This window comes from Legionella clemsonensis (assembly GCF_002240035.1).
In the GTDB taxonomy this organism is placed as follows: Bacteria; Pseudomonadota; Gammaproteobacteria; order Legionellales; family Legionellaceae; genus Tatlockia; species Tatlockia clemsonensis.
In genome coordinates, this window is record NZ_CP016397.1 from 3,198,536 (window position 1) to 3,211,616 (window position 13,081).

Genomic DNA, 13,081 nt, shown 5'->3' on the forward strand with positions numbered 1-13,081 from the left:
AAAATTGCAAACAATGGCTTTGAATAAACTAGACAGTACATTTATTCTACATTTTTAGCAAGCGAATTTTGATGATCACATGGCCTCGCACGAAACCAGGTTAACGCAATTAGTGTTGCGCTATCCACTATTTTCATTTCATCCATGAGCTCATAGACTTTATTGCGCTTCATCATTGTAGTTTTAATTTCCTCACCCTCCAGTCCATAGATTCCAGTTTGCGGTATTTCAACCACCTCAGCGTAGTAAAGATGACATTTCTCAGTCATAATACCCGGGCTTTTGTAGGCTGCTGCAATCTTAATCAGATTATTAATCGTAAGTCCTGTCTCCTCATGAATTTCTTTCTTTGCTGTTTCTTCGGGATTACTATTTTTATCGATAATGCCTGAAACACATTCCAGAATGAAAGGATTATCTTTATCCGGGTTTAAATATACTCCGAGACGAAACTCCTGACACAACAGAAAGCTATCTGCAGCAGGTACATAAAGAAGCACAAGAATCGAGTCTGCACCAGATATCAGCTCACGATTCTGCATCTTAATTGCTTCTTTTGCTGTATCTAGACTTGGAATTTCAAAATTATATTTGGTAACATTCAAAAAACCTTTATGACAGATCTCTTTTGAGAGACATTTAATTTTTTGAGTCATTTTTCTTTCATTTGTCGGACATTCAACATAGATTAGCTGAATTTCCGCAAAAAAACATCGACCGAAATTTTTAAGCTAATTCTATGGACAAGCTAAATCACTTATTTATGGCTGCTATTTGCGGATTTTTACTGTGGTTTTTGAACTTATTTATCATGAGTCCACTGATTAACCTAGGGCTTAATTGCTTGTTAATAGTGATGCTCGTTATTTATCTCATGCAATTTTTAGGTGTGGTAAGACGAGTACTTCCGGTTATCAGGCTATTTTAGTGTCACAGGCAATAATTTACTTCCCTATTCCATTGCTCTTCCCCTTATAATAATACTGTATATGTACTATTTGAACAATGATTTGACATTTTGTTTTTTGTCTTTATCATAGTCAAATTGAACAATAATAAAAATTCCTGACAATGATGTTCCTCATTAACCGTTATTTTAGGAAATATTATGCGAACTTTACACGTTTTTGATTTTGATGAGACAATTACTCTACATCATACCGCCCAAAATCCTTCGTCCTATGAACCTGAGACAAATACCAAAGAAGGCTTAAAAGGACATTTTTTTCATAATAATGAATCGCTATTTGCCGTAGCAACCTTTCATTCACAACCTGACTATGTTTTAACTTATATACTACCACTCCTGGGAAAAACAAAAGAAGATATTACTAAGGAAGAAGTGGTAACGGGTACCCATCATCAGCTAATGAAAGTTTACTTGAAAGACTGCGAATATCCCATAATCATAGGAACTCCAAGACTGGATAATTATAAAACTCATCTTATAGCCCTTGCACGCTATGGAAAAAATGACTTACTTGATGCAATAGAAGCTAATTTGCCTCCTTGTCATGAGAAACATTACTATGACGATAAAGAACCCTTTTATAATCTAGCAGCCTGTAAAGCGGAATTTCACCGCTATCACGCTAATGCGGCCAGTCCTACTTTAAAACCCTTTATTCACGAAAAGGCGCCTGATGCTCTTTATAGTCTAAGGGCGATGGTTAATGCTCATTTGGCAGACCTTACCAAGCAAGTAAGCAGTCCCAGTCAACCTGGTTCCTTGGTACATTTATCGATATTTGCTCCTACTGCAGACAGTGTTAACACGAGTGAATCTTCTTTAAAAGACACCATAGCAGCACTTACTGATCTTTTGGGTTTTATTGAGTATAAAGCATTGCAATCAAAGACACTCGATGTATTGACAGAAAGTTCCTTTAAAGAAATTCTTGCCTATTGGGAAATAAAAACCGAAAAACAGCTCGCTCCTTTTATTGCTGAAATTCTTCATCAACGTGAAGAAGCAGCCCAGTTTGAAAGCACTTTAGACTATGAGAGCGATGATAATAATGCGCCTGGAGTCTTTAACTAATTACTCACTTCGCAAAGAAATAATCGGCTCCAATTTTGCCGCTCGTCTTGCAGGATAGAATCCAAAAAAAATACCTGTTGCCACGGAAACGGCAAACCCTGCAAGCGGTGGCATCCACAAGAAGGTGAAGGGCCAATGACTAAAATAGGCCACTATCCAGGTAAAAACCAATCCAAGAAGCACACCCAATAGACCACCAAAGAAAGACAGCAAAACTGACTCAACCAGAAAAAGGCGTTGAATTTCCCCATTTCTTGCTCCTACTGCTTTACGAATACCTATTTCTTTTCTTCTTTCGCTCACGGATACTAACATGACATTCATTACACCAATCCCACCTACCAATAAGGAAATGCCACCAATAACGGCAAGTAACAAGGTAAAAATACGTCCTTGACTTTCCATGCTCGCAATAATTTGTTTGGCGCTGCGTGAAAATAAGCTAAGCTTAGGCGTTTGTGCATGAACAAGTTGCTTAACTTGCTCAATGATGTCATCAATCGCACTATCTTCCTCAAGTTGCAAGACCACATTATTAATTTTACTGTCCTTGCTGACCAAAGAGACTCCTGCAATGGGAATAATGACTGCTTGATTAATATCTTCATTAAAAAAAGCATTTTCTTTCCAAGGTTTTGCCACCCCTATAATGGTGTACAAAGTCTGGCCGATACGTAATTGCTTGCCAACAGGATCATCCAGACTTATTTCTTGAAATTGACGCGCAAGACCTGCGCCGATTACACAAAAATGCTCAAACGATTCAACGAAGGAAACGAAATGTCCTCGTTCCAATTCCACATGAATAATCTTTGCCAGCGATTCATCGGCACCAATAACTGCTCCTTGCAAAGTCTTTCCTTCGAAACTCATAGGTTGATAAGTCGTGGTGTAGGGTGCTATTTGTTTTACTGCCGGAATGCGTTCAGGGATAGTTCGCCAGAAATCAAGCGGTAATTGCTCTTCACCACCGCTTGTTTTTCCAGGCGTTTGTTGAAAAATAGAAACGGCTAATAAATCAGTCCCTAAGGCTTTAAATTCTTCCAGTGCTTTTTCTGTCGCCAACTGACCGCAACTAATTAAAGCAACGACAGCTGCGGTTCCCACAAGAATTCCCAACACCGCAAGTAAAGAACGAAGCTTGGCAGCCGTAAGGTTTATCAAAGCCTGTTGAAAATGACGAAACAGCTTCATTGCGATTTCTCCGCAATGATTTCACCGTCAGCCAGAGTAATTTGCCGCCTGCATTGTGCTGCGATTTGCTCATCATGGGTAATCATAATAATGGTGCGCCCTTCATGATGTAAATTTAAAAATAAATTCATCACTTCAGTGCCCGTGCGAGAATCCAAAGCCCCAGTGGGTTCATCTGCCAGGATAATTTGTGGGTCTCCCACCAAAGCACGAGCGATAGCCACACGTTGCTGCTGTCCACCAGACAATTGGGTGGGACGATGACTGGCAAAATCTGCCATGCCAACGCGTTCTAAAGCATCTCTTACCCGCTCTTTAATAGCTACAGGCTGCATAGCACGATAAGTTAAGGGTAAAGCTACATTTTGTTCGGCGTTAAAACGGGGCAATAAATTAAACTGCTGAAATACAAAACCGATGTTTTCATTGCGAAGCTGAGCCAGTTCATCTTCACCCAGCTCAGCAATATTACGCTCATGCAAAAAATAAGTACCGCTATCTGCTTTATCAAGCAAGCCCACAATGTTCATCAATGTTGATTTACCGGAGCCCGAAGCACCAACAATCGCCAGCAATTCACCGTCCTTAACCTCTAACGAAACTTTTTTAAAACCCTGGAAGGCACGCCTCCCACCTGGTAAGTTTTAGTGATATTTTGCAGACGAATGAGTGGAGAGTTAGTCATAAGCTACGACATCCCCTGGCTTTAAGCCTGAAGCAATAATAACTTTATCGGCCATGGCAGCACCCGTGGAAACAACGCGAGTACTGATGGAGCCATTATTCATTTTTACTTTAACAATGCTATTTCCCTTCTCTTGCTTTACCGCCGCAATCGGCACGAGCAATTGGTTTTGCGAATCAATATCAATGGCAATAGACGCACTCATGCCTACTTTAATCCAGCTACGCTGAGCTTCGGTTAAATTTTTAACCTCAACCACGGCGTTAAAAGAGGGTAGTGCCCCATTGCCACTATTAGTCGCCTGGGCATTAACGGCTACTATTTCGCCTTTGAGCACTTGTTTCCCCAGGGCGACTCCAGTAATGGCAGCAGACATGCCCGTATGGATTTTATCTATATCAACTTCAGGAATATCGATTTCAACACTTACGCCCGTCAAATCGCCAACAAGTGCAATGACCTGATTGGATTTAACCGCCGCACCGACATTTAACTTGCCCGATTTATCCTCACTTGATTTTGGGGGATACAATAATACACCTGCAGTCGGCGCTTTAAGTCGAATCAAATGATGATTCGTCGTTAGCGCCTGTCTCACTTTATCAAATTCAGCAATAGTTAACGAGGACAGCGTTTTGGCAGAATCATCATCCATCTTCTCAAGCATCTCCGTCAGTTTGCGGCTGGCTTGCATTAAACTCATTTGTGTTGTTGCCAGACTTGATTTTTCACTAATATAATTATTTTTTGACAATAAACCGGCATCCCACAATTCTTGAGTACCGGTAAATTTAGCTTTGGCAATGGTGTAATTGTCTTTTGCTTTCAAATAATCCGTAAGCGTTTCATTATATTGCCGTTGTAATTCACTGGAGTTTAAGGTCATTACTACATCACCTTTTTTTACTAATTGACCATAGTGGTAATGCATGGTCTCAACGACAGCATCCATAGGGCTGGTGATTGCGCTTTCGTGTAGTGGTGCAATTGTCCCGGTAAAAAACAGCGTTTTATGGACAGGCTCAGGCTTGACTATATAAGTTTGCAGAGTTTTGGGGGGAGATTCTTTATTACCACAAGCAACAAGAAGAGCAGCCAAGAGGATATTAATTAGCATTATTAATTTTGTGTTCATTTGCCATACCTAAGGTTAATTTGCCAATAATCAAGCGTGGTCCCTAACAAGCGTTGCAATGCCGACAGTTGATTAAGATAAGCGATTTTTGCACTGATTAAGTTAGCCTGCGCCTGGATTAACTGATTTTGGGTATTGTTGACGTCAAGTGCTGTGGCAATACCAGCAGCCAATTTCTTCTTTTCTAATTCATACGATTGCGCCGCCAATCTAACCTGCTTTTTCGCCAACTCATAGCGTTTTGCCAAGCTTTTAATATTATTAACAATATTTGTCACATTAGTTTCCAACGCCCGTTTTACCGCAATCAAATTAAGTCGGTCTTTTTCCAAAGCCACTTTTGCCGTAATTAATTGATTGCGACGCCCAATATCATTAATCGGAATAGTCAACGTCACCTGTGCCGATTCGGTTAAATTATGTCCATTATAAATATTCCGCAAACCACCGTTACCATCCACATCGCTAACTCGTCCACTTTGCACATTGGCACCCACATCGAGTTGCCATAATTGTTGATTTTTTGCCACTTTATAAGCTCTTTCATCAGCACGCACGAGCATTTTTTGTGCAAGATACTGGGCATTATGATTTAAAGCAACTTCTATAGATCCTTTTAAGTCCGGGATTATTAGTTGATCCAAAGCCACATCACTGGGAACCGATAGACGCATTTGCGGATCAAGACCTATCGTTTGCAGAAGATCCTGCGCTGCCGTTTTAAAATCATTCTCAGCCTGCTCTACCATAAGCTTTAGAGATTCAATTTGGTAAGATTGCTGAATATTACCGGTCGGCTCCAATTGACCTGCTGCAATCTTTTTCTCATTAATTTTGTAAGTCTTGCGTGCCTCTTTTAATTGCAAGCGCTGATTTTCCAGATTATTACCGCTTAAAATTAAGGCACGATAGGCGATGATAACCTGCGTGATTTGGTCAATTGTCGCTTGTTGTAAGTTCAGTTTGTTTAACCATTCATTATCAATGGCATTGCGTAAATTACTTTCATTCACCTCTCTGCCAAAACCCCGTAAAAGCGGTTGGGTAAAAGAAAAATTAAGTACTGGCGTGTAACTGTTATAATTCGACACATTATTATCCAGGTCTAAAGACAGTTGCCCACCTGTTTTAGTTTTTAAACTGAACTCAGGGGTTGCCAAGGCACTGCTATTGTTGGTGCTGCCGACACCACTAAAGTGCGTTCGTTGTGCGACTGCTGAGCCTGCAAGCGCATATTGCAGTTCAAACTCATTATGGGCAAGACGTAATTGATAGCGCTGAATAATGCGATCCAATTCTGCATTTTGAATATTGGGGTTATAGCGCAAGGCAAGGAGAATGGCTTCTCGTAAGGTTAATCGTTGCGGCTTTTTATGGCGTACCTCAGGGGCTGTAGGTAACTCCACCCAATGATGAAGTAAATATTCTGGATTGATAATGGCTTGCTGCAGTCGAGCTTCAGCGTCCGCAACGCGGTCTGCTTCTTCTTTGGGTGCATTAGTAAACGCATAAAGAGAGGTTGCCGGTGCAGAAACAAGCGTTGCAGAAAATACGGGTTGAGTGAAAACAATAGCGAGGAGAACATTAACTCGCCATTTCATTCGCGCTGACACCAAAGCCTAACCTTGTAAATCTTCATGTTTAAAATTAAACCATATATTCGGTCGAGACAGAAGAGATTTGCTGAGTTTATCAGAAATCTGCAAGTCTGTGGCATGAAAGATATTAGGTAGTATGACTTACTGCATCGATACTACCTGATTAAACAAACTATGCTGAAGGTGTTATACGAGCACAACGCACATTAAGCGTAGTATTCTTGGCCGTAGAAATCTCTACACCATTGGCAAAATTTAAAGGAAGGGCATTGGTTATAGGATCTCCAACGTCCTCAGTAGAACTCCAATAATTGGTGTTGGTAAAATCACCAAAACCTAACAAATGCACGTTGGTGTAGATGAATATTAATTCCTCAATGGCAGGCAAATACCAATCATTAAAGGTATTTAAAACTAAATTATTACACTCAACTGCGGCACCGTTAGCTGATGCTCCAGCGATTAATGTCGTATTAGTCGCACCATCAGTATCACTGGTTGCTCCTGTAGCAACGCTGGCACCCCAAATATTAGGCGCTAAATCCTCTTCGGCCACAATATAGATATTACCGCCACCATCAATATCATAAACTAATCCCCCATCGGTAAAAAATGCCAAACCAAAGGTGGTCGTAGCCGTATTATCACCGCGAACAGCAATACCTATTTGTGGTTGAGCAACAAAAAAGTTTGAACTAAAAGCCAAGGTACAAGATGTACCAGGGGCAATTGTCACACAATCAGAACTGTCCTGAACCACATTTCCTCCCCAGGCAGCAGGTAACTCTGCCGAAACTTGCGTGGCAGTGAATAGTGTTGACGTATTGGTTACCGTTACCAAGGTTTGCGGACTGGTTCCATCCACTGTAATGATTGCCCTCAAAGGAGACACTACCAGCACAGGTTGAGCAGCAACCGTGATGCTAAGTAATTCCGTATTGGTATTTGTTCCCCTGATTGCTACCTGCGTTGTCTCTTGCACAGTCCCTGTAAATTCAATGGTGCAATTTGCTCCTACTGCGAGACTGGCAGGACAAGTTGAGTTAGTTACGGTGATTGAGCTACCAGCAGGAATACTGGCAGCCACATTGAGCGCTGGCAATCCGGCAAGATTAGTTACTGTAACACTGCCTGTGCTATTAACAGCAAAGGTAAGTGAAGTGGGTGAGATCCTAATCAAAGATGCCGTCACAACTACCGATACATTCACCGCATTGGTATTTGAACCTTGAATTCTGACAGTAGTGGTTGTAGGTATTGCTGAAGTAAACGTAATTTGACAGCTGACTCCGGGAGCTAAATTTACCGGACAAGTAGAGCTTTGCACACGAAGTGGGCTGGTGGAGGGAATCTGTGCCATTACATTTGCAGCAGCCCTTGTTGATGCCGCACTATTTGTCACTGTCACCGAAGCGGAGCCATTTTGCGCAAATCTTAGGATTCCAGGATTTACCGAAATAATTGCACTTGGTGTAGGAATAATGGTTACATTTAGCAGCTCAGCTGAACGTGGCTGTGAGCATAAAAACCGATCAGGCTCATTCGTGCTTCCTTTCGTTTTACAAATGATAGGCCCGCCGTGCACACCGGCACCCATCGCACTGCCAACGAGCCGCAAATTTAATAAACAAGAACCGCCAGGTGCTAAAGTAAACACGGATGAACAACCACTTGACATTACCTGAACACCAGGAATGGGAACCAGCGTTAATCGTCTGGTTATCGTTGTATTATTGGTGATACTGTATTGCGCAAAGCCAATTCCACTATTGATTAACTCCAGCGGCGCTCTAACCTTTACTTCGACAGAAAATTTTGGTTGTGGTGTACCCGCTTGCCCGCCAACAGCCAAAAACAGCAAAGCAACGCCTAAAAGAAAACGATTGAAAATCCTTTTCATAAATTATCCTTAGCAAAAATAACTTAAGCTCAACTGAAACTGCTGCGTATACAGGTGGTTAATCCCATAACTAGAGCCTGGAATTTGACCTGGAGCCAGACCGAACTCAACCTTCCCCCAATCAGCAAATTCATAGCCTAAGCCAATGCGCCAATTTTCAGCAAAAGCCCACTCTATTCCGGCACCCGCCGTATAAGTAAACGTGGACGTGTTGGCATCAGTAAATGCTGGTGCGGGAACTTCTTGAAAAATTTTAGGTGTAATTGTGAAGTTAGTCGCGCGATTGTAGCCATAGCCTAAACTGCCACTCAGATAAGGCATAAAACTATAGCCCAAATTGCCTACCAGCTTTGCCTTGGCCGCCACGTGGAAATGGCGTACTTTATAGCTGTAACTATAATTATCGAAATTTGGATCAGCATCTTCCCAAATACTACCTTTCAAAGTTGCTTGTGAGCTGCCTGCAATAGCCAAACCCAATTGCCCCTGAACGCTGGAATTGGAAGCCGTATTCCAGCCAATAAATAATTCCGCCATCCCTAAGGTTTTATCATCGCTATCTGCTGTGTAAGTTTTTACTACATCAGGCTCTACAGTAATCGTCTGATCATCTTCGCCAGTAATCCATGCTGGTCCACCGCTTAAAGTTACCACCAGGGGCCACACGGAATAATCATCCCCTCCCATACCTCCTGCTAAAACAGAAGAAGAAAAAAAACAAAGAGCGACTATTTGCAATTTCATTTTGCTCATATTCCATCCTGATTGAGTTATAGCAACATTGTTAGCACCAGTGGTTATACCTTATTTAATAAAATTTATCTATCCGCTTTTTTCCTACTTAGGGCTCTATCGCTTTGCCTGCAGCATGTCTGATAAAGAATTTTTTTAAAGGCACAAAGTGATTACAAAGCTGTAAACCAAATCCGCGAAGCGCTACAACAGGTGTTAAAGGATTGGCAAATAACGCCTTTAATCCCTCCATTAAAGCAATAATTTGCCATACTGCCGATTTTCGCTCACGTTGATAAGCCTCTAGCGCTTTTTTACCTAGCTGATTATTGGTTTTGTCCAGACACTTTGCCCAACTGCTGACATCAGCTAAACCTACATTAAGCCCCAAGCCTGCTAAAGGATGAATAGTGTGCGCCGCATCGCCCATTAATAGCCAGTTTCTGCCAGTGTATTGTCTGACATGACGCATGGTTAAAGGAAAGCAGTACCGTTTACCGCGCAGGGTTATTTGACCTAATTTTTCGGCAAAGGCTGCTGTTAACGCTTGATTGAACTCTTTTTCTGAGAGCGCCATTAATCGCTTTGCACGAGCCGGTGTCGTTGACCACACAATAGAACAACATTGCTTATCAACAAGCGGTAAAAATGCCAGAGGACCATCCCGATTAAACACTTGATAGGCTGTCTGTTCATGTGATTTTTCAGTGTTTACCAGAGCAACAATGGCTTCCTGATGGTAAGACCAACTCGCCAACGATACACTTAGCAAGTGTCGGCAAGGGGAGTTGGCGCCATCAGCAATTACAAGTAACCTTCCTTTCCAGCTTTCTGCCTCATTCGCTATCGTAATCGTTTCCTTTTCTTGTTGAATACTGGTTATCTTGTTTGCAGGGAAAAGGGTTATTGCCGCTTGTTCTTTAACTTTTTTTAACAAAGCATCCTTCAGGATGGATTCTTCCACGATATGACCAAGTGCTTTGGCGATAACTAATCGGGCGTCAAAATCGATAACAGCCTTGTTTGCAGCATCCCAAACATGCATTTTTTTGTAGGGGGATAGCCGATTTTTGTCCAGTACCTGCCACACACCCAGCTGCGTTAATAAGTCCTGCGAAGCAAGATTAATAGCATAAACTCGGGGATCAAAATCGGTTGTTGTCACCGTCAGTGGAGTTGCATCAATGACAGCCACCATAAAGCCGCGTTCAGCCATGGCCAAGGCTGCCGTCAAACCAACAACACCTCCACCAACAATTAACACATCAAATGCTTTTGTCATGTTGCTTCCTTGGAATCCAGCGCCATACCACACACCAAATCCGGTGTAACGCCAGCGAAACCGCGAGCATAATAGGCCAACCGGTTCTTTAGAAAAGGCAAATTATCGACTGCAACAAGCCCTACATTGCGTGCTAAAGAAAGCCCTGGCAAGCGACTGGTAAAAATTTTAATCAAACCATCCGTTAAATTTATAATGCTCTGTTGGTCCTGCCTTCGCATTCCCCCATATTGCTGCAGCATACTCGGATTAAGCCCATATTGAAGGATGCATTGCGCCAGAGCAGCTACGTCCCGTAATCCTAAATTAAATCCCTGACCTGCAACCGGATGTAAGGTATGAGCAGCGTTCCCCACAAAGACAAAAGGCCATGGTGTTTGTTGAGTCATTACCACTTGACGTAATGGAAAAATGACACGTTTTCCTACACGCACCAGACGCCCCAGGCGATAACCAAATTGTCGTTGTAAAGTCGTTAGAAATTCTTTTTCATTTAAGTGAAATAAACGTTGGGCCTCTTCAGGCTTAAGAGCCCAGACCAAAGAAGCGCGGTTATCAGTCATTGGCAGTAGTGCTAATGGACCTGAAGCCGTGAAACGTTCATAGGCCCAATAATGATGGGCACGAGCCAGGCCAATATTGGCCACGATGGCTAGTTGCCCATAATCCTTTTGTCTGGCGGGAATATTTAACAGCCGACGTACAGCAGAATCCGTCCCATCTGCCGCCACAATTAACTTGGCCTGGATGCTGAATTCGCCTGTTGAGGTACTAGCCGTTACCACCCCTTTTTGCTGATCGAGAAATTGTAATTGTGCTGGCGCCAAGATTTCTTGGAGTGACAACAGTTGATGAAGCGCTCGATTAATATATTGCATCTCGACCACATACCCCAGGGGCTTATCAGGTTTCCCTGTCAAACGTGTCGTGCCAAAATGGTGCTGATCAGAAACATGAATGGTATTAATTGCAGTTGCATTAGCCTGTAATAAGGGCCATACATTAAGCATGTCTAAAATGCGTACACTCGCAGGAGACAAAGCCAAACTGCGTGCGTCAAAATCTGCATGAATTTTATCACTGAACTTGTTAGCATCAACCAGCAAGACAGAATATCCCTTATCTGCCAGAGCAAGCAGTAAAACTGCACCAGTAAGACCGCCACCAACGATCAGTATATCGACTTGTTTATCAACCACGCATTAATGCCTCAATTTCTGCTATCTCTACGGGTAAAGCAGCGGTTAAATTCTCATGCCCATCTTTAGTAACGAGAATATCATCTTCAATGCGAACCCCGATATTCCACCAACGTCTATCAACGCCCTTCATGCCAGACATAATATACAGACCAGGCTCAACCGTTAACACCATGCCGGGCTCCAGCAATCGCCATTCATCATTAATTTTATAACGGCCAGCATCGTGGACATCGAGACCCAACCAGTGGCCAGAGTTGTGCATGTAAAAAGGTTTGTAAGCCTCGGCGGCCACAAGTTTACTGACATCGCCAGACAATATCCCAAGTTCACAAAGACCTGTAGTTAATAAATGGACCATCCGTTGCTGAATTTCATTCCAGGCTACACCAGGCTTCACAGCAGCCACACCAGCTTTTTGTGCTTTAAGTACAAGCTCATAAATAGCACGTTGTTCTGCATTAAAGCATCCACTTACCGGAAATGTTCTGGTAATATCTGCCGCATAATTTTGATATTCGCCACCTGCGTCAATTAATACTAAATCGCCTTCCTGCAAAGGTTGATTGTTATCAGTATAATGTAAGATACAGGTACCAGCCCCACTACCAACAATGGGGTCATAAGCAACACTTCGACAGCCTTCCAGAGTAAACTGATGAAGAAGCTCTGCCTCCAACTCATATTCATAGTTAGCTTGAGAACAAAACCTCATGGCACGCTTATGAGCATTAACAGAAATAGCAGCAGCTTTGCGCATTAACTGAATTTCTGCCTCGCTTTTAAACAACCGCATTTCACTAAGGACAGGTTCTAAATCAAAAATTCCCTCTGGTGCCTTTAGTCCACGCCGAATTTGATTTTTCACCGTCTCCAGGGCACCAAGGATTTTTTTTTCATAAGCAGGATAACGACCAAGCACATAATAAATAATCGTTTTATTTTTTAATATTTCAGGCAACCGCTCGTCCAGTTCGTCAATTGAATAAGCTTCACTGACTCCAAGAACCTTAGGTGCTTGCTGTTGCCCCAAACGTCTACCAGTCCATTGTTCCTGAGCCACATTACAAGCACGATTAAATAAATAACTTTCCCCCTTCTCTCCAGCCTCTATAATCAGCAACGCTTCAGGCTCATTAAACCCGGTTAAATAGTAAAAATTACTATCCTGACGAAAACGATAATGGGCATCCCCATTGCGCAACACTTCATTAGCAGCAGGAATAATTGCCAAGGCGCCTAGTGGTAATTGGGCGGCTAATCGTTGCCTTCTTGACTGATACTCTTGCTTTGTAATCATTTTTTACTTCCTTTT

The 13,081-nt window shown here is 42.3% G+C and carries 10 protein-coding genes and 1 pseudogene; 1 reads left to right on the forward strand and 10 read right to left on the reverse strand.

Annotated features, from left to right (window positions below; translation table 11 throughout):
* Positions 1-41: 41 nt before the first annotated feature.
* Positions 42-656 carry an NUDIX domain-containing protein gene (locus tag clem_RS14305; protein ID WP_094092165.1) on the reverse strand — a complete coding sequence of 205 codons (615 nt, stop codon included), beginning with the start codon at positions 654-656 and terminating at the stop codon, positions 42-44.
* 452 nt (positions 657-1,108) lie between these two features.
* On the opposite strand from clem_RS14305, the gene clem_RS14310 reads away from it, so the two are divergent.
* Positions 1,109-2,041 (forward strand): hypothetical protein, encoded by a 933-nt coding sequence (locus clem_RS14310; RefSeq protein WP_094092166.1) that lies wholly within the window; start codon positions 1,109-1,111, stop codon positions 2,039-2,041.
* Here the strand turns inward: clem_RS14310 and clem_RS14315 are convergent, their stop codons facing one another.
* The 9 genes and pseudogenes from clem_RS14315 to pepP all read right to left on the reverse strand — a co-directional run bounded on the left by clem_RS14315 (position 2,042) and on the right by pepP (position 13,066).
* Positions 2,042-3,235, reverse strand: a complete 1,194-nt coding sequence (locus clem_RS14315) for an ABC transporter permease (protein WP_094092167.1) — start codon at positions 3,233-3,235, stop codon at positions 2,042-2,044.
* Positions 3,232-3,920 (reverse strand): annotated as a pseudogene (locus tag clem_RS14320) (ABC transporter ATP-binding protein). The gene clem_RS14315 and the pseudogene clem_RS14320 overlap by 4 nt, the downstream one beginning before the upstream one ends.
* A complete protein-coding gene (locus tag clem_RS14325; protein WP_094092168.1) occupies positions 3,913-5,055 on the reverse strand; it encodes an efflux RND transporter periplasmic adaptor subunit in 1,143 nt (380 codons plus the stop codon). Before clem_RS14325 ends, clem_RS14320 begins: the two are co-directional and overlap by 8 nt.
* Positions 5,052-6,656: a TolC family protein gene (locus tag clem_RS14330; protein WP_094092169.1), complete on the reverse strand. Its 1,605-nt coding sequence runs from the start codon at positions 6,654-6,656 to the stop codon at positions 5,052-5,054. The genes clem_RS14325 and clem_RS14330 overlap by 4 nt, the downstream gene beginning before the upstream one ends.
* A 169-nt stretch (positions 6,657-6,825) precedes the next feature.
* Complete coding sequence (locus tag clem_RS14335) at positions 6,826-8,553, reverse strand: Lcl C-terminal domain-containing protein (protein ID WP_094092170.1); 1,728 nt, start codon at positions 8,551-8,553, stop codon at positions 6,826-6,828.
* Positions 8,554-8,562: 9 nt separating this feature from the next.
* A complete protein-coding gene (locus clem_RS14340; RefSeq protein WP_094092171.1) occupies positions 8,563-9,306 on the reverse strand; it encodes an outer membrane protein in 744 nt (247 codons plus the stop codon).
* 88 nt (positions 9,307-9,394) lie between these two features.
* Entirely contained in the window at positions 9,395-10,567 is a 1,173-nt protein-coding gene (locus clem_RS14345; protein WP_094092172.1) for an FAD-dependent oxidoreductase, read from the reverse strand.
* The gene (gene ubiH / locus clem_RS14350; RefSeq protein ID WP_094092173.1) at positions 10,564-11,766 is read right to left on the reverse strand and encodes a 2-octaprenyl-6-methoxyphenyl hydroxylase; all 1,203 of its coding nucleotides are present in this window, start codon (positions 11,764-11,766) and stop codon (positions 10,564-10,566) included. Before ubiH ends, clem_RS14345 begins: the two co-directional genes overlap by 4 nt.
* On the reverse strand, positions 11,759-13,066 hold the full coding sequence (gene pepP, locus clem_RS14355; RefSeq protein WP_094092174.1) for a Xaa-Pro aminopeptidase: 1,308 nt from the start codon (positions 13,064-13,066) through the stop codon (positions 11,759-11,761). The genes ubiH and pepP overlap by 8 nt, the downstream gene beginning before the upstream one ends.
* Between the last annotated feature and the right edge of the window lie 15 nt (positions 13,067-13,081).